The sequence below is a fragment of the Pseudomonas sp. CFBP 13719 genome (assembly GCF_014842095.1).
In the GTDB taxonomy this organism is placed as follows: Bacteria; Pseudomonadota; Gammaproteobacteria; order Pseudomonadales; family Pseudomonadaceae; genus Aquipseudomonas.
Window position 1 is genome coordinate 78,919 of the sequence record NZ_JACYVB010000007.1, and the last position, 16,546, is coordinate 95,464.

Sequence of the window (16,546 nt, forward strand, 5' to 3'; positions counted from 1 at the left end):
TCTCATGAAAGCCATAGCGATCAAAGCCGCACCACCCCCTCCTCAATCAACGCCTTGAGCACCGCCTGAGCGCCTTCCTCTGCGCTCAGGCCCTTGAGCACCTGCCCTCCTCCGCCACTGGCCTTGGCCGTGGCGGCTTTCATGCGGTCCGCGCCGCTCTTGGCCTTGATCACCTTCAAGCGTTTGGGCCGAGGTTTGGCCGGCTGCAACTCGGCGCTGTCGAACAGCTCATCGTTGATCACCTCCACCTCATCCACCGGCAGCCGCCCGCGCTGCGCCGGGCCGTAGGCGCTTTGTCGTGGCTTGGGTGCGGCGTTGTCGACGGTGGCCAACAGCGGCAGACGCACCTTGAGGCGCCGTCGTTGGCCTCGGGGCAAGGCCTGCAGCACCTGGGCCACGCCGTTGTCGATGGACTCGACCTCGGCCAGGCCGACGATCAACGGCCAGCCGAGTTTTTCCGCCAGCAGAAAGGGCAACATGCCCGAGCCTTCGCCGGTTTCCGCCTGAGTGCCGGTAAGCACCATTTGCGCACCGGCCCCTTGCAGGTAGTCGCACAGTGCCGGCAAGGCATCAGCGCCGTGTGGCTGTTCGAGTACGTGCAACTGTTGCAGGCCCATGCCCAGATACGCACGCAACGCAGGCTCGGCGACATCACCGGCGTGCAGTACCTGCAGGTCATCTCCAGCCAGTTGCAGGCCCAACTCCACGGCGCGAGAGTCATGGTCAGCGCGGCGGGGGCGGCCAGACGTCGGGTGGGCACCGATGGAAACGAGGGTGATGACCTTGGTGTTCATGGCTGTGTCTCTCTCATCGAGGCGCCCATCAGGCCGCGTCGCGCTTGGCTTGGTTGCGATAGGCCTGGATGGCGTCGATCAAGGCGTGCATGATCGCCTGGCCGTCGCCGATCACCGACAGGTCGGCACGCTTGACCATGTCGCAGTTGGCGTCGAGGTTGATGGCAATGACCTTGTCGCAACCGCCAATGCCCTGCAAGTGCTGGATGGCACCGGAAATGCCTACCGCCACGTAGACCCGCGCGGTCACCCAGGTACCACTGGCGCCGACCTGACGGTCGCGCAGCATGAAACCATCGTCCACCGCCACCCGCGAGGCACCTTCCGTCGCACCCAATGCCTGGGCCGTCCGGTGGAACAGTTCCCAGTCCTTGACCCCATTGCCCCCCGAGAATATGAATTCCGATTCGGCCATGGGCACGGCCGCCGGATCGACTGCTACCGCACCAAGGTCTTCGATGCGCGGCAGGCTGCGCGCCGTGGCTGTGGACAACGCCACCGGCAGCGCTTCGTGACGGGTTTCGTCAACCGGTTCGGCGCACTCGGCGGCCGCCAGGATCAAGCGCGGCAGCGGCCGGGCGATGTCCTGCTGGCCGGCACCGGCACGGCTGATGCACTGGCCGTCCTTGACCTGCCACACACGGGTCGCCGGACGTTCACCCAGGCCTGCGGCAAAACGCCGACCCAGTTCACCGCCACCGGTGCGGCTGTCGGGCAGCAGCCAATGGCGAGGGGCGAACTGGTTATCCACAGCGCGCAAGCCCTGGACCCGCTGCTCTGGTGCATACCCTTCGAACTCGGGGCCCTGCAGGATCAGCAGCCGGTCCACGCCGGCGGTGTCGAAAGCGTTTTCCTTGTGCTCGCCAAAGACAATGGCCAATACCGCCCCACCCTCCGCTGCCAGACGATGCGCGAGGCCCAGCACGTCGCGGTCGTGGCTGCTCAGGCGGCCGCCGACCATGTCCGGCACCACGGCGATGTAGAATTGGGGCACCGCCACCTGGTGCAAGGGCAGCTTGACTTCCACGGCTGCCGAACGCTTGCTCGCGCCGCCCTGCTGGGCGCCGCTGCGGTCGATGCGCTTGATCCCGTTGGCGCCGATGAAACCGATGCCATGGGGGTTCTTGCGCATGACGCCATTGGGCCCCATCCAGGTACTGGCCTGAGGCTGCAAGGCACTGTGCAAAGGATGCAGGCGGTTGCGGGCGATCCATTCGGCCCGCGGATCACGACGGATGAGATCGCTCATCAATGCACCTCCTCGGCGACTTCACGTTTGGCCGGTGCGGGCTTGGCGGGGGCAACACTGTCCTCGAGCAGCGCCTCGGCGACCAGTTCGGCGATGTCCTTGACCAATGGCCGCGGTTCCACCACGCCTTCGAGCATGGCGGTGCACTGCGGGCAGCCCACGGCCACGACGTCGGCCTGGGTTTCGCGGATGTCTTCCATGCGCATGTCGGGAATGCGCTGCTTCCCAGGTATGTCGGTGATCGGTGCGCCGCCGCCACCACCGCAGCAGCGGGAACGGAACCCCGAGCGCTGCATTTCCTTGACCTCGATACCCAGCGCTTTGAGCACATCGCGCGGGGCCTGGTACTCGCCGTTGTAGCGGCCCAGGTAGCACGGATCGTGGTAGGTCACGCTGCCGCCCTTGTGTTGCCCCAGATGGAGCTGGCCGGCGGTGACCAGTTCGGCCATGAAGGTGCTGTGGTGCAGCACCTGATAGTTGCCGCCCAGCGCACCGTACTCGTTCTTCAACACATGGAAGCTGTGGGGGTCGCAGGTGACGATGCGCTTGAAGCCGTACTTGGCGAGGGTACCGATATTACGTTTGGCGAGCAGCTGGAAAGTGGCCTCGTCGCCCAGGCGTCGGGCGACGTCGCCGCTGTCACGCTCTTCCAGGCCGAGCACGGCGAAGTCGACCTTGGCCGCTTTCAGCACCTTGACGAAAGCACGCAGGGTGCGCTGATTGCGCATGTCGAAGGCACCGTCACCGACCCAGAACAGCACGTCAGCAGTCTTCCGGTCACCGAACAGGTCCAGGTTGAGGTCGGCGGCCCAGTTCATGCGGCCACCGGGGTTGAAGCCGCCGGGGTTGTCGGTGGCGATCAGGTTATCCAGCACTTCAGCGCCCTTGTTCGGGGTGGCGCCTTTTTCCAGGGTGAGATGGCGGCGCATGTCGACGATGGCATCGACGTGCTCGATCATCATCGGACACTCTTCCACACAGGCGCGGCAGGTGGTGCACGACCACAGGGTGTCGGCGTCTACCAGGCCGTTGACGATCGGCTGGTGCGGGTTGCCCGCGTGTTCGCCAATCGCCTTGCCGGGATAGGGGCTGCCGGCGAAGTTCGCATCGGTGCCACCGGCCAGGCCTACGACCATGTCCTGAATGAGCTTCTTCGGGTTCAGGGGTTGACCGGCGGCGAACGCCGGGCACGCGGCTTCGCATTTGCCGCACTGCACGCAGGCATCGAAGCCCAGCAACTGGTTCCAGGTGAAGTCCTTGGGTTTTTCCACACCCAGCGGTGCAGTGGGGTCGTTCAGGTCCAACGGTTTCAGGCCGGTGGAGCGACCGCCGCCAAAGCGTTCGGCGCGGCGGTGCCACGCCAGGTGCAAGGCGCCCGCGAAAGCGTGCTTCATCGGCCCGCCCCAGGTCAGTCCGAGAAACAGTTCCGACACACCCCACAGCACGCCGATGCCCAGCACCGCAGCCAGTACCCAACCGCCGAAATTCATCGGCAAGATACCGGCCACCGGCAAGGTGGCGATGAAGAAGGTGGCCGAGAACATCAGCAGGCTTTTCGGCAGGCGCATCCATGGGCCCCTGGACAGCCGCGCGGGCGGGTTGCGGCGGCGAGCGTAGACGAAGCACGCCCCGACGAACATCAGCGCGGTGGCGAACAGCAGCGCATAGCCAAGAATGCGATTGTGCAGGCCGAAGCCATGGACCAGCACCGCCAGCACCGCCGCCAGCACAGCGCCACCGGCCGTGGCAACGTGGGTGTTGGCGATGTACTTGTCGCGCGCGACCACATGGTGCAGGTCGACCATGTAGCGCTTGGGCATGGCCAAAAGACCACCGAGCAGGTCGACCTGGGATGGCCGGCCGCGGCGCCACATAGTGATCCGCCGCACGGCGCCCAGAACAGCCAGGGCCAGGGCGGCGAACAGCAGGATGGGAAGCAGTGTATTGAGCATGGTGAAGCCTCTGTGGACCCTCGTAGGAGCGGTCATCGGCCGCGAAACGGTCACTGGGTTGTATCAGGTACACCGCAGTGATTCTTTCGCGGCCGATGACCGCTCCTACGGGAGCAGGGTCAGAAATCCTTGCACAGGCGCAGCGCGTCGTAGATCGCCGCGTGGGTGTTGCGCTGGGCCACGCAGTCGCCGATACGAAACAGCAGATAGTCGTCGCCCGAGGTACTCAACGACGGCTGCGGCTGGATCGCGAACAAGGCGTCGATGTCCATCTGGCCCTTGTTGCGCGACCCCTGTTTGAGCGCGTAGTAGAGCTGTTCGTCGGGACGCACGCCGTTCTCCACCACCACCTGGTCGACCACACGCTCTTCCTTGGCGCCGGTGTATTCGTTCTCCAGCACGGCCACCAGCTTGTCGCCTTCGCGGTAGACCTTGTCCAGCATCATGTCGCCGGTCATGATCACTTCCTTGGGGTACATGCTGCGGTAGTAGGTGGGGAACGACGTACCGCCGATGGCCACGCCCGGCTTGATGTCGTCGGTGACGATCTCCACCTGGCTGCCCTTGTCGGCCAGGAAGTCGGCCACCGACATGCCGGTGAACTCACAGATGGTGTCGTACACCAGCACGTTCTTGCCCGGTGCGACCTTGCCGTCGAGCACGTCCCAGCTGCTGACCACCAGGCCCTCTTCGGCGCCCCAGTGCTCGTTCTGTTCCAGAAACGGGTGGCCACCCACCGCCAGCACGACGATGTCCGGGCGCAGGTCCATGATGGTGTCGGCATCGGCGGCCGTGCCCAGGCGCAGGTCGACCTTCAGGCGCGCCAGCTCCAGCTGGAACCAGCGGGTGATACCGGCGATCTGGTCACGCTGCGGCGCTTTGGACGCGGTGGTGATCTGCCCGCCAATGAATTCCTTCTTCTCGAACAGCGTGACGTCGTGGCCACGTTCGGCCGCCACGCGCGCGGCCTCCATGCCAGCCGGGCCAGCGCCGACCACTACCACCTTGCGCTTCACGCCGGTGGACTTTTCGATGATGTGCGGCACGCCCATGTATTCGCGCGACGTGGCCGCGTTCTGGATGCACAGCACGTCCAGCCCCTGGTACTGCCGATCGATGCAGTAGTTGGCGCCCACGCATTGCTTGATCTGGTCGATCTGGCCCATCTTGATCTTGGCGATCAGGTGCGGGTCGGCGATGTGCGCGCGGGTCATGCCGACCATGTCGACGTAGCCGCCTTCAAGGATGCGCGTCGCCTGGTTCGGATCCTTGATGTTCTGCGCGTGCAGCACCGGGATATTCACCACTTCCTTGATCCCGGCGGCCAGGTGCAGGAACGGCTCGGGCGGGTAGCTCATGTTGGGGATGACGTTGGCCAGGGTGTTGTGGGTGTCGCAACCCGAGCCCACCACGCCGAGGAAATCGAGCATGCCGGTATCGCAGTAGTACTTGGCGATTTCCTTCATGTCCTCGTGGCTGAGGCCATCGGGATGGAATTCGTCGCCGCAGATCCGCAGCCCCACGCAGAAGTCGTCACCGACTTCCTTGCGCACGGCCTTGATCACCTCCATGCCGAAGCGCATGCGGTTCTCGAAGCTACCGCCCCACTCGTCGGTGCGCTTGTTGACCCGCGGGCTCCAGAACTGGTCGATCATGTGCTGGTGCACCGCCGACAGCTCGACGCCGTCCAGGCCGCCGGCCTTGGCGCGGGCCGCAGCACTGGCGTAGTTGCCGATCACGCGCCAGATCTCTTCGGGTTCGATGGTCTTGCAGGTGGCGCGGTGCACAGGCTCGCGGATGCCTGACGGCGACATCAGGGTCGGCCAGTGCTCGCCGTCCCAGCGCGAGCGACGGCCCATGTGGGTGATCTGGATCATGATCTTGGCGCCATGCTTGTGCATGGCGTCGGCCAGGTTCTGGAAGTGCGGAATGATCTTGTCGGTGGCCAGGTTGACCGATTTCCACCAGCCCTGGGGGCTGTCGATGGCCACGCTGGAGGAACCGCCACAGATGGCCAGGCCTATTCCACCCTTGGCTTTCTCTTCGTAGTATTTGACGTAACGATCGGTGGTCATGCCGCCGTCGGTGGCGTAGACCTCGGCGTGCGCGGTGCTGAGCACGCGGTTGCGGATCGTCAGCTTGCCGATCTGGATCGGCTGGAACATCGCTTCGAAAGCCATGACGGTTGATTCCTCGACTTACAACGGTTTCACGGTGAAGAGACCATCTTCGTGGCCTTCTTCGGAGCCGCCGTACACTTGCTCGGCGACGGTACGAATGCTGCTGCCGCGAGCGGCGAGGATCTGGTCCATGGCGCCGGCGAACCAGCCGGTGAACATGTAGTCGACCTTGCGCCCGACCTTGCCGTACACGTAGACGAAGGCGGAATGTTCCAGCTTGACGCTGCAGGTGCCCTGGTCGAGGTCGATGTCCTGGATCTTGAACAGACCCCAGCCGCGTTGCGACAGGCGCTTCATGTAGTGCTCGAACACCGCGACGCCTTCCAGGCCATGGCACTCGGCTTCTTTCTCGCACCAGTGCCAGGCGGACTTGTAGCCCGCCTTGTAGAGAATCTCGGCGTAGGCATCGGCGCCCAGCACCTCTTCGATGCCCATGTGGTTGTTGACGAAGAAGTGACGCGGCACGTACAGCATGGGCAAGGCGTCGGAGGTCCAGATGCCGGTTTCGCTGTCGACTTCGATGGGCAGTTGCGGGGCGATCTTGGCCATGGTTCGGTAACTCCGGAAAACGGTGGTTTGCCCTTGGCCACGGGGGATGGCACCGCGCGGCGGTGTTCGCGGCCGATGACCGCTCCTACAGGGGCAAGGGGTGAATGAGGGATCGAGGGTTTATTCTCCCCACACGTCCTTGAGGACGTTGACCCAGTTCTCGCCCATGATCTTGCGAACCACGCGTTCGCTGTGGCCGCGCTTGAGCAGGGTTTCGGTCAGGTTGGGGAACTCGCCCACGGTGCGGATGCCCAGTGGATTGATGATCTTGCCGAAGCTGGTCAGGCGCCGGGCGTAGCCCTTGTCGTGGGTCAGGTATTCGAAGAAGTCCTGGCCGTGGCCCTGGGTGAAGTCGGTGCCGATGCCGATGGCGTCTTCACCGACGATGTTCATGGTGTATTCGATGGCTTCGGCGTAGTCGTCGATGGTCGAATCGATACCCTTGGCCAGGAACGGCGCGAACATGGTCACGCCGACGAAGCCACCATGGTCGGCGATGAATTTCAGCTCTTCATCGGACTTGTTGCGCGGGTGTTCTTTCAAGCCCGACGGCAGGCAATGGGAGTAGCACACCGGCTTTTTCGATTCGAGGATGACTTCTTCGCTGGTCTTGGAGCCGACGTGGGACAGGTCGCACATCACGCCGACGCGGTTCATCTCGGCGACGATTTCACGGCCGAACCCAGACAGGCCGCCGTCGCGCTCGTAGCAGCCGGTACCGACCAGGTTCTGGGTGTTGTAGCACATCTGCACGATACCCACGCCCAGCTGCTTGAACACTTCCACGTAGCCGATCTGGTCTTCGTAGGCGTGGGCATTCTGGAAGCCGAAGAGGATGCCGGTCTTGCCGGTTTCCTTGGCCTTGCGGATGTCGGCGGTGCTGCGCACGGGCATCACCAGGTCGCTGTTCTCGCGCATCAGCTTCTGGCTCTTGCAGATGCTGTCGATGGTGGCCTGGAAACCTTCCCACACCGACACCGTGCAGTTGGCCATGGTCAGACCGCCCTTGCGCATGTCCTCGAACAGTTCGCGGTTCCATTTGGCAATGATCAGCCCGTCGATGACGATGCTGTCGGCGTGCAGTTCGGCTGGGCTCATCGGGCAGTCCCCATCAGGCAAGTCAGGCGCCGAATCGTATGTCGGCGCTTCATGGGGCCAGCATATGCCTGCGCGACAGGGCGACCGGATGCAAAAACGACAGGGGAATTGCCGAAAGCGTCAACGCGCGATTCTAAACATGACCACACCCCCTCGTAGGAGCGGTCATCGGCCGCGAAAAGATCGCCACGATAAATCAGGTAGCGCGCGGTGCGTCCGTCGCGGCCACGGAGCGCTCCCACGGGTGACCGGCTTGAGCCTGGCACTCCATGAAATAAACAGCCTGCCATCGCTCTGCCCCTATGCTTTCCACGGGCCCTGAGCCAGAATCAGCGGCAATTGTCCTGCTCAACGGGTTAGGTAGATCCTCATGAGATTCACGCTGCTGATGCTTGCCTTGCTGTCCTTCGCCGTCCAGGCCGAAGAGTCCGATGGCCCCACCCCGTGCGATAACGTCGAAACCGATCAGCAGAGCTACGACTGCTCGGCCTACAACCGCAAGACATCGGAAACCGAGATGAGCGAGTCGTACACCGACCTGCTCGACCGCATCAATTCCCAGTTCCCCAAAGGCTCGCCCGAACTCAAGGCGTTCACCGACAGGCTCAAGACTGCCCAGGACCTGTGGGCCAAATCGCGCGATGCCGATTGCGACGTCTACACCGTCAATGCCGGCAAAGGCACCAAGGCCTATGACATTGCCCAGAACGATTGTCGCGCGCAGAAGAGCGACGAGCGTTCCGAGTTCCTGCAATCGGTGGGCCTGGAGTGAGTGTGAAAATAGCTGGAGTCGAGATCAAGGGCAGCGAAGCGATCTTCGCCGTGGTGGAATACGACGGTTCAGCGTTGGCGCATCTTTCCACTTCGCTCAAGAAAATCGCGCTGGAAGACGATGACATCGCGGCGAACGTGCGGCAGTTTCGCGAGCAGGTGGCCGCTTTCGTCGGCGACAACGGGTTGAAGATGCTTGCCATCAAGAAGCGCGGCAAGAAAGGCGAGTTCGCCGGCGGGCCGACCACTTTCAAGATCGAAGGCGTGCTGCAGCTGCTCGAAGGCTGCGAGGCAGTGCTGGTGTCGCCGCAGACCATCAGCGCCCAGGCCAAGAAGTTGGCCGAACTGCCAGGCAGCTTGAACAAATACCAGCACGAAGCCTACAAGGCTGCCTGCGCGGTATTGCTCAAGGCGCGCTGAAACGGTCAACAGCCGTCTTTCATTCCTCCTCGTTCAACCGGCAGTCCAGGCCGATGTCCGTCGGATTGCTGGGGTCCTGCGCCACGAATGCACGGGTCTTGTGCTCGGCATCCGCCAGGCTGTCGGCTTCTACCGGCAGATCCACCAGGGTGTTGTTCCAGGCGTCGTTGGCCTGGTTGTCGATGACCCGGCAGTCGTACCAGGCCGCCGTTGCCGGTCCGGCCAATGCCAGAAGAGCCACTGCTGCCAGGATTGGTGCAACCTTGACTTGCTTGCCCATTTCGATACTTCCTTTATCGCTGAATGAGCGCGCAGGTTAGCGGCCAGCTGGCGTGCAAGAACGGTACATATGCATTGGCCGTGCTGGCGCCTTCGCGGCCACAGACCGCTCCTACAGGGAGAACACGGTCCACCCGCAGGAGCGGTCGGTGGCCCAGGCGGCAGAGGGATCACAGTCCTTCCGTAGGAGCGGCCAGTGGCCCAGGCGGCAGAGGGATCACAGTCCTTACGTAGGAGCGGCCTGTGGCCCAGGCGGCAGGGGGATCACAGTCCATCCGTAGGAGCGGCCAGTGGCCGCGAAGGCGTCGGTACAGCCGCTGCATGGTCAACGACCTACCCCGACTCGCGCCCGCGCCGATCCTCCCGCGGGCAGCGGGCAAACCGCGCCCGGTAGCTGCGGGTGAAATACGACGGCGAGTCGAAACCGCAGGCAATGCTCACCTCCAGCACGCTCATCTGGGTCTGGCGCAGCAGCTGCCGGGCTTTCTCCAGGCGCAGACGCAGGTAGAAGTTGCTCGGCGTATCGTTCAGATGCAGACGGAACAAGCGCTCCAATTGGCGGCGGGTGACCTTAGCCAGTTCCGCCAGCTGCAAGGTGCTCAGCGGCGGTTCGGTGTGCTGTTCCATCTCGCCGATCACCTGCACCAGCTTTTTGTTGCTGAGGCCGTAGCGTGAAGCGATTTCCATGCGTTGGTGGTCCTTGCGCGGCCTGATGCGCCCCACCACGAATTGCTCGGACACCTGGATCGCCAGCTCGCTGCCGTGGGCCTGGCCGATCAGGTCGAGCATCAGGTCGATGCAGGCGGTACCACCGGCGCAGGTGATGCGCGCGCTGTCGGTTTCGAACAGCTCCTGGCTGGCGCTCAGCGCCGGATAAGACTCGCGAAAGGCATCCAGAGCCTCCCAATGCAGCGCCACGCGGTGGCGCTCGAGCAGACCCGCTTCGGCGAGCACGAAACTGCCGGTGTCGATGCCACCCAGGGTCACGCCATCGCGATCCAATCGTCGTAGCCAATCGCGCAGCGTTGCATCAAAGGCTGCCAGCGGCTCGAACCCGGCCACCACCAGCAACGTCGCGCCCTTGGCCAGCGACCCGAGCGCGCCATCGGCATTCACCGACATGCCATTGCTGGCCAGCACCGCGCCGCCATCCATGCTCAACACCTGCCACCGGTACAGCTCGCCGCGAAAGCGGTTGGCCACGCGCAGCGGCTCGATCGCCGAGATGAAACCGATTGCGGAAAAACCGGGCAGCAACAGGAAGTGGAAGTCTTGGGCCATGGTGAGCTCGGTGATTTCTGCGGCGCGATCCTGTGGGAGCGCGGCGGGCGTCGAGCCCTCTGCCCGCGAAGAGGGCCTTTATGAAACACCACTAATACCCACCACGTCGCCACTGTGCAAGAGCCGGTCGCCGCAGTGCGCTTTTTCCCGCAAGGGCCTGCGTACCTTATGCAAACGGCGCGCAGACGCCGCCCCCATAACAATTCGAACTGCCGCCTGAGGGAGCCATCATGAACAGATTGATCAGCTGCTGCCTGCTGATGCTTACCGGTACCGCGCTGTTGACCTGCACGGCCAGCGCCGCGGAGCCGGCCAGTTGCAAGCACGTGCGCCTGGGCGTGGTCAACTGGACCGACGTGATCGCCACCAGCGCCATGACCCAGGTGCTGCTCGACGATCTGGGCTACAGCGTCAAACAGACCAGCGCGTCCCAGCAGATCATCTTCGCCGGCATCCGCGACCAGCGCCTGGACATGTTTCTGGGTTACTGGAACCCATTGATGACCCAGACCATCACCCCCTTCGTGGAACAGAAGCAGGTGCGTGTGCTGGCCGAGCCCAGCCTGAAGGACGCCCGCGCCACCTTGGCCGTGCCGACCTACCTGGCCGACAAGGGCCTGAAAAGCTTCGCTGACATTGCCAAATTCAAGAAAGAGCTGGGCGGCAAGATCTACGGCATCGAACCGGGGTCGGGCGCCAACACGCAGATCAAGGACATGATCGCCAAGAACCGCTTCGGCCTGGGCGACTTTCAATTGGTCGAGTCCAGTGAAGCCGGCATGCTCTCGGCAGTGACGCGCGCGGTAAAGCGCGACGAGGCGATCGTGTTCTTCGGTTGGGCACCGCACCCGATGAACGTCAATCAGGACATGACCTACCTGAGCGGCAGTGAAGATGCCCTGGGCCCGAACGAGGGCATGGCCACGGTGTGGACAGTGACCGCGCCGGACTACGCCAGCCGCTGCCCGAACGTGGACAAACTGCTGGGCAACCTGACCTTCACGGCCGCAGACGAGAGCCGAATGATGCAGCCGCTGCTGGAGCACAAGGACGCCTTCGACTCGGCACGGCAATGGCTCAAGGACCACCCCCAGGACCGCCAGCGCTGGCTGCAGGGCGTCACCACCTTCGACGGCAAGCCCGCCGCCATCTGATCACGGCCGTGCATATTCTGCGTAGGAGCGGTCAGCGGCCGCGAACCAGGCACCGCAGTGCATCAGCCTGATCGCGTGGTCCTTTTCGCGGCCGATGACCGCTCCCACGGGAAACAGACAGCGGCGCAAGCCGCGTCCGGCAACAACCGCGTTACCTCAGACACACACACCTCAAGGATCCCCGCAATGAACCATGACGTCATCATCACCTGCGCTTTGACCGGTGCTGGCGACACCACCGCGAAAAGCCCCCATGTTCCGGTCACGCCGAAACAGATCGCCGCCGCCGCCGTAGAGGCAGCCAAGGCGGGCGCCACGGTCGTGCACTGCCATGTCCGCGATCCACAGACCGGCCGTTTCAGCCGCGACGTGGCGCTGTACCGGGAAGTCATGGAGCGCATTCGCGAGGCCGACATCGACATCATCGTCAACCTCACCGCCGGCATGGGCGGCGACCTCGAGATCGGCCCTGGGGAAACGCCGATGGCGTTCGGCCCCGGCACCGACCTGATCGGCCCGCTGGCGCGCCTGGCTCACGTCGAAGCGTTGCTGCCGGAGATCTGCACCCTGGATTGCGGCACCCTCAATTTCGGCGACGGCAACAGCATCTACGTCTCCACCCCCGCACAATTGCGTGCCGGTGCCAAACGTATCACCGAGCTGGGCGTGAAGGCCGAGCTGGAAATCTTCGACACCGGCCACCTGTGGTTCGCCAAGCAGATGATCAAGGAAGGCTTGCTGCACGATCCGCTGTTCCAGTTGTGCCTGGGCATCCCCTGGGGAGCGCCGGCCGATACCACCACCATGAAGGCCATGGTCGACAACTTGCCGGCAGACGCGGTGTGGGCCGGCTTCGGCATCGGGCGCATGCAGATGCCGATGGCCGCGCAGGCGGTGCTGCTGGGCGGCAACGTACGGGTCGGGCTGGAAGACAACATCTGGCTGGAGAAAGGCGTGCTGGCCACCAATGGTCAATTGGTCGAACGCGCCGGCGAGATCCTTACCCGACTGGGGGCACGGGTGCTGACACCGGCCGAGGGGCGGAAAAAGATGAACCTCGTCAGCCGCTGATTTTCAGCACTGTTCAGGGCCTCTTCGCGGCCACTGGCAGCTATTCCCCTGTAGGAGCGGCCAGTGGCCGCGAAGAGGCCAGCCCAATCACTGCATATTTTCAGGAATGACCCATGACTTTCATCACCCACATAAAAACCTTCGCCGCCCTGGGCAGCGGTGTCATCGGCAGCGGCTGGGTCGCCCGCGCCCTGGCCCATGGCCTGGACGTGGTGGCCTGGGACCCGGCGCCCGGCGCCGAAGCTGCCTTGCGCCAACGCGTCGCCAATGCCTGGCCGGCGCTGGTCAAGCAAGGCCTGGCGGCAGGTGCCGCGCAGTCACGGCTGCGCTTCGTGGCCACGGTCGAGGACTGCGTGCGCGATGCCGACTTCATCCAGGAAAGCGCGCCAGAGCGGCTGGAACTGAAACTGGACCTGCACGCCCGAATCAGCGCCGCCGCCAAGCCCGAAGCCTTGATTGGTTCCAGCACCTCGGGCCTGCTGCCCAGTGAATTCTATGAGGGCGCCACACACCCGGAGCGCTGCGTGGTCGGCCATCCGTTCAATCCGGTCTACCTGCTGCCACTGGTGGAAGTGGTCGGCGGCCGACACACCGCACCCGAGGCGATCCAGGCGGCCATCGCCGTGTACGAAAGCCTGGGCATGCGCCCGTTGCACGTGCGCAAGGAGGTGCCCGGTTTCATCGCCGACCGCCTGCTCGAGGCGCTGTGGCGCGAAGCCTTGCACCTGGTCAACGACGGTGTGGCCACGACGGGCGAGATCGACGACGCCATTCGCTTTGGCGCCGGTTTGCGCTGGTCGTTCATGGGCACGTTTCTGACCTACACCCTGGCGGGCGGCGACGCCGGCATGCGGCACTTCATGAACCAGTTCGGCCCGGCGCTGAAGCTGCCCTGGACCTACCTGCCGGCACCGGAGCTGACCGATTCGCTGATCGACGAGGTGGTCGCGGGCACTTCGGCGCAGTTGGGCGAACACAGCATCGGCGCCCTGGAGCGCTACCGCGATGATTGCCTGCTGGCGGTGCTGGACGCGGTACGAGTGACCAAGGCCCGGCACGGCATGAGCTTCGCCGAATGATCACCTACCAGACGCCGGTGCTCGCGGAGTGGGTGGACTACAACGGGCATCTGCGCGATGCGTTCTATCTGCTGATCTTCAGCTACGCCACCGATGCGTTCATGCCGCATATCGGAGTGGATCCGCAGCGTGACGGGCGCTCGCTGTTCACGCTGGAGTGTCACCTCAACTACCTGCATGAAGTGAAATTGGGCGCCGAGGTTCAGGTGCGTACGCGGGTGCTGGCCCATGACCGCAAACGGGTACAGGTGTACCACACGCTGCACCTGCAAGGCGCGGACGAAGTGCTGGCGGCCAGCGAGCAGATGCTCTTGCATGTGGATTTGAAAGGGCCGAAGTCGGCGGTGTTCGGGGAGGCTTCGTTGGCGGCGCTGGCCGAGGCTTTCGAGGCACAGCGACAACAGCCCAAGGCGGAGTACGCAGGGCGGCGGATTGCGTTGCCAGGCTGAATACCGCGCCGCGGCCTTCGCGGCCACGGACCGCTCCTACGGGGTTTGGGGTGCCTCGTAGGAGCGGTCATCGGCCGCGAAAGCCGCACTGCGGTCTGCCTGATACACCGCGCCGCGCCCTTCGCGGCCACGGACCGCTCCTACAGGAATTCTTGTTCTACCGTGGGAGCGGTCATCGGCCGCGAAAGCCGCACTGCGGTCTGCCTGATATACCGCGCCGCACCTTTCGCGGCCACGGACCGCTCCTACGGGGTTTGGGATGCCTCGTGGGAGCGGTCATCGGCCGCGAAAGCTGCACTGCGGTCTGCCTGATACACCACACCGCGCCCTTCGCGGCCACGGACCGCTCCTACGGGGTTTGGGGTGCCTCGTGGGAGCGGTCATCGGCCGCGAAAGCCGCACTGCGGTCTGCCTGGCGCTCCACCGCCGCTGCAATCAGCGGCGCCATTTCGCGCAGCCCTTCCAGCCCGATCTTGCCCTCTTCGAACAAGCGCAACCATTGCCGGCGCACGCGCATCACCCGCTCGTCATCGCGCAGCGGCAAGTGCTTGAGGGTGTACTCGGCACGCGCCCGCACCGCTTCGGGCACCTTGTCGGTCAACACCAGTTGCAGCGACGGCAGCAGCACCTCGAACCAGCCCTCGCGCACCTCGAACGGATCGAGAAAATCCTCGGCCTTCTTGCTGCCCTTGGCGCTGTTCATCCAGGCGTCGACATAACGGTAATTGCTCCACTCATAGGCCATGCCGCGGTCCTGGTCGCAGCTGATGAAATGTTCCACGGTGCCGCTGGGAATGTACATGGCGCCAAACGCACAGCGGTTGGCGAAGCCCTCGCCAAGCTCTGGACGAAACGGCGACCAGTAGTCGCGTGGCCTGGCAGCGTCGGGATTGTCCTGCAGCCAGGCATTGCCACGCTGACGGCAGCGCTCGTCGAAGGCGTGCGGTTCGGGCAGCGGATTGACGAGCTCGATCATGCCCCTGCTCCAGACTTGGTCACGACCCAGGCGGGCCAGAAATGATCACCGGTGGGCAGTGTGCGCAGCAGCTGCGACTCGATCGCTGCCTCACTGTCCAGCCCCTTGGGCAGCCCTGACCGCTCGCCACGCATCCAGGCTTCGGCGGCGCCGATCGCGGCTTCCGCTTCCACCGAATGCGCCTGGCGCAAGCCGAAGCTCTCGGACACCAGCCAGTTCACAGCATCGCCCTGGGGCGCCCAGACTTGTCGGTGCAGTTGCACGTCACCGGCCTGCACACCCAAGGTGAAGAGTGCATCGCGCGCTTCGACGAACTGCGTCTCCATGGAGGCCAGCACCAGCGGCGAGTGCGTGGCCACGATCATCTGCACCGCCAGGCGTTGGCGGGTCAGCATCCCGACCACGGCCATCAGCGCCGGGACGATACGACGCTGCCACTGAGCGTGCAGATGGCATTCGACCTCATCCACCAGAAACACCAGTTCATCGCTCGGCCGCACACCGGCCAGGCGGCAGGCGCGGCGATGCCCTTCCCAGGTCCAGACCAGCATGTAGGCCAGGGCCACCACACGGCGGATGGCACTGGAGGTTTCGGGCAGGGGCACCTGCCCCTGGGGCCGCTGCAAGGTCGGGTACTGGGTTTCATCCAGCAGACCGATGTGGCACGGTCGACCGGGCAACAACAGCTCTTCGCGCGACGGCGACAAGGCATGCAGTACTTGCTTCAAGGCGGCGAACGCCTTGCAGCCAGGGTTGCGCTGCCAACGCACCCAATCGCTGATCAAACCGTTGCACAAGCGACCCTGTCCCGCCATCGAGGCGCCCTGCCACAGCTGGGTTTCGTCGAAGTGATAGGCCGCCAGCTCGCCTGCGTTGCGTAGCGGATCCCAGATGCTGAAGGTGCCGTTGGCGTGGGCATACACCACCAGCGAGCGGCTCGGCGTGCTGTCGCCCAGCGGCGCCCAGCGGTCTTGCTGCCAGGCCCACTGCCCGGCGCTGCGGTCCGCGCCAGCGAGCCGATAGTCGATGACCGGCAATGCCGACGAGTCGCGCGCCTTGATAGGTTTGCCCGCGGCCCAGGTACGGGTCAGCACCCACCAGGCGGCATCGAGCACGAAGCTCTTGCCCAGACCGTTGTCACCGGTGATGAAGTTCAGCCGCGGCGCCAGCCCGATGGGCCCCAGCGCAGGAGAAGGGCCGACGCCCTTGAAGGAGAGAAAGTCGAGCATGTCCATTGCCGTCCA

Annotated in this window: 16 protein-coding genes; 6 read left to right on the plus strand and 10 right to left on the minus strand. The window is 64.4% G+C overall.

The genetic code is table 11. From position 1 onward, the window contains the following. Positions 1-20 precede the first annotated feature (20 nt). The 6 genes from etfB to IFT57_RS20055 form a co-directional block, all read right to left on the minus strand. Positions 21-794 (minus strand): electron transfer flavoprotein subunit beta, encoded by a 774-nt coding sequence (etfB, locus tag IFT57_RS20030; RefSeq protein ID WP_192152455.1) that lies wholly within the window; start codon positions 792-794, stop codon positions 21-23. Positions 795-822: 28 nt separating this feature from the next. Continuing rightward, the gene (gene etfA / locus IFT57_RS20035; protein WP_192152456.1) at positions 823-2,043 is read right to left on the minus strand and encodes an electron transfer flavoprotein subunit alpha; all 1,221 of its coding nucleotides are present in this window, start codon (positions 2,041-2,043) and stop codon (positions 823-825) included. Continuing rightward, positions 2,043-3,995: a dimethylglycine demethylation protein DgcB gene (gene dgcB, locus IFT57_RS20040; RefSeq protein ID WP_192152457.1), complete on the minus strand. Its 1,953-nt coding sequence runs from the start codon at positions 3,993-3,995 to the stop codon at positions 2,043-2,045. Before dgcB ends, etfA begins: the two co-directional genes overlap by 1 nt. Positions 3,996-4,114: 119 nt before the next feature. Next, entirely contained in the window at positions 4,115-6,175 is a 2,061-nt protein-coding gene (dgcA, locus tag IFT57_RS20045; protein WP_192152458.1) for a dimethylglycine demethylation protein DgcA, read from the minus strand. Positions 6,176-6,193: 18 nt separating this feature from the next. Further along, positions 6,194-6,724 carry a DUF5943 domain-containing protein gene (locus IFT57_RS20050; protein ID WP_122479786.1) on the minus strand — a complete coding sequence of 177 codons (531 nt, stop codon included), beginning with the start codon at positions 6,722-6,724 and terminating at the stop codon, positions 6,194-6,196. Positions 6,725-6,844: 120 nt separating this feature from the next. Then, on the minus strand, positions 6,845-7,822 hold the full coding sequence (locus tag IFT57_RS20055; RefSeq protein WP_122479787.1) for a dipeptidase: 978 nt from the start codon (positions 7,820-7,822) through the stop codon (positions 6,845-6,847). Positions 7,823-8,192: 370 nt separating this feature from the next. Here IFT57_RS20055 and IFT57_RS20060 point away from each other — a divergent pair, with 370 nt between their 5' ends. Next, positions 8,193-8,594 carry a lysozyme inhibitor LprI family protein gene (locus IFT57_RS20060; protein ID WP_122796263.1) on the plus strand — a complete coding sequence of 134 codons (402 nt, stop codon included), beginning with the start codon at positions 8,193-8,195 and terminating at the stop codon, positions 8,592-8,594. A gap of 2 nt (positions 8,595-8,596) precedes the next feature. Then, entirely contained in the window at positions 8,597-9,013 is a 417-nt protein-coding gene (locus IFT57_RS20065; RefSeq protein ID WP_192152459.1) for a DUF3010 family protein, read from the plus strand. Positions 9,014-9,032: 19 nt separating this feature from the next. Here IFT57_RS20065 and IFT57_RS20070 read toward each other — a convergent pair whose 3' ends face one another. Further along, entirely contained in the window at positions 9,033-9,293 is a 261-nt protein-coding gene (locus tag IFT57_RS20070; protein ID WP_192152460.1) for a hypothetical protein, read from the minus strand. A 332-nt stretch (positions 9,294-9,625) separates the two neighbouring features. Then, positions 9,626-10,573 (minus strand): GlxA family transcriptional regulator, encoded by a 948-nt coding sequence (locus IFT57_RS20075; protein WP_192152461.1) that lies wholly within the window; start codon positions 10,571-10,573, stop codon positions 9,626-9,628. Between the two features lie 230 nt (positions 10,574-10,803). On the opposite strand from IFT57_RS20075, the gene choX reads away from it, so the two are divergent. The 4 genes from choX to IFT57_RS20095 all read left to right on the plus strand — a co-directional run bounded on the left by choX (position 10,804) and on the right by IFT57_RS20095 (position 14,326). Then, entirely contained in the window at positions 10,804-11,727 is a 924-nt protein-coding gene (gene choX / locus IFT57_RS20080) for a choline ABC transporter substrate-binding protein (protein WP_192152462.1), read from the plus strand. A gap of 186 nt (positions 11,728-11,913) precedes the next feature. After that, complete coding sequence (locus IFT57_RS20085) at positions 11,914-12,798, plus strand: 3-keto-5-aminohexanoate cleavage protein (RefSeq protein ID WP_122796258.1); 885 nt, start codon at positions 11,914-11,916, stop codon at positions 12,796-12,798. A gap of 113 nt (positions 12,799-12,911) precedes the next feature. Beyond that, complete coding sequence (locus IFT57_RS20090) at positions 12,912-13,877, plus strand: L-carnitine dehydrogenase (protein ID WP_192152463.1); 966 nt, start codon at positions 12,912-12,914, stop codon at positions 13,875-13,877. Next, positions 13,874-14,326: a thioesterase family protein gene (locus tag IFT57_RS20095; RefSeq protein WP_192152464.1), complete on the plus strand. Its 453-nt coding sequence runs from the start codon at positions 13,874-13,876 to the stop codon at positions 14,324-14,326. The genes IFT57_RS20090 and IFT57_RS20095 overlap by 4 nt, the downstream gene beginning before the upstream one ends. Positions 14,327-14,675: 349 nt before the next feature. Here the strand turns inward: IFT57_RS20095 and IFT57_RS20100 are convergent, their stop codons facing one another. Together IFT57_RS20100 and IFT57_RS20105 are read right to left on the minus strand one after the other, a co-directional pair. After that, complete coding sequence (locus tag IFT57_RS20100) at positions 14,676-15,302, minus strand: hypothetical protein (RefSeq protein WP_192152465.1); 627 nt, start codon at positions 15,300-15,302, stop codon at positions 14,676-14,678. Next, positions 15,299-16,531: an AAA family ATPase gene (locus IFT57_RS20105; protein ID WP_192152466.1), complete on the minus strand. Its 1,233-nt coding sequence runs from the start codon at positions 16,529-16,531 to the stop codon at positions 15,299-15,301. Before IFT57_RS20105 ends, IFT57_RS20100 begins: the two co-directional genes overlap by 4 nt. Positions 16,532-16,546 lie beyond the last annotated feature (15 nt).

What these genes read in the sequence shown, in the direction of transcription:
- etfB (WP_192152455.1), bottom strand. Translation starts at nt 794, where the DNA reads ATGAACACCAAGGTCATCACCCTCGTTTCCATCGGTGCCCACCCGACG.
- etfA (WP_192152456.1), bottom strand. Translation starts at nt 2,043, where the DNA reads ATGAGCGATCTCATCCGTCGTGATCCGCGGGCCGAATGGATCGCCCGC.
- dgcB (WP_192152457.1), bottom strand. Translation starts at nt 3,995, where the DNA reads ATGCTCAATACACTGCTTCCCATCCTGCTGTTCGCCGCCCTGGCCCTG.
- dgcA (WP_192152458.1), bottom strand. Translation starts at nt 6,175, where the DNA reads ATGGCTTTCGAAGCGATGTTCCAGCCGATCCAGATCGGCAAGCTGACG.
- IFT57_RS20050 (WP_122479786.1), bottom strand. Translation starts at nt 6,724, where the DNA reads ATGGCCAAGATCGCCCCGCAACTGCCCATCGAAGTCGACAGCGAAACC.
- IFT57_RS20055 (WP_122479787.1), bottom strand. Translation starts at nt 7,822, where the DNA reads ATGAGCCCAGCCGAACTGCACGCCGACAGCATCGTCATCGACGGGCTG.
- IFT57_RS20060 (WP_122796263.1), top strand. Translation starts at nt 8,193, where the DNA reads ATGAGATTCACGCTGCTGATGCTTGCCTTGCTGTCCTTCGCCGTCCAG.
- IFT57_RS20070 (WP_192152460.1), bottom strand. Translation starts at nt 9,293, where the DNA reads ATGGGCAAGCAAGTCAAGGTTGCACCAATCCTGGCAGCAGTGGCTCTT.
- IFT57_RS20075 (WP_192152461.1), bottom strand. Translation starts at nt 10,573, where the DNA reads ATGGCCCAAGACTTCCACTTCCTGTTGCTGCCCGGTTTTTCCGCAATC.
- choX (WP_192152462.1), top strand. Translation starts at nt 10,804, where the DNA reads ATGAACAGATTGATCAGCTGCTGCCTGCTGATGCTTACCGGTACCGCG.
- IFT57_RS20085 (WP_122796258.1), top strand. Translation starts at nt 11,914, where the DNA reads ATGAACCATGACGTCATCATCACCTGCGCTTTGACCGGTGCTGGCGAC.
- IFT57_RS20090 (WP_192152463.1), top strand. Translation starts at nt 12,912, where the DNA reads ATGACTTTCATCACCCACATAAAAACCTTCGCCGCCCTGGGCAGCGGT.
- IFT57_RS20095 (WP_192152464.1), top strand. Translation starts at nt 13,874, where the DNA reads ATGATCACCTACCAGACGCCGGTGCTCGCGGAGTGGGTGGACTACAAC.
- IFT57_RS20100 (WP_192152465.1), bottom strand. Translation starts at nt 15,302, where the DNA reads ATGATCGAGCTCGTCAATCCGCTGCCCGAACCGCACGCCTTCGACGAG.
- IFT57_RS20105 (WP_192152466.1), bottom strand. Translation starts at nt 16,531, where the DNA reads ATGCTCGACTTTCTCTCCTTCAAGGGCGTCGGCCCTTCTCCTGCGCTG.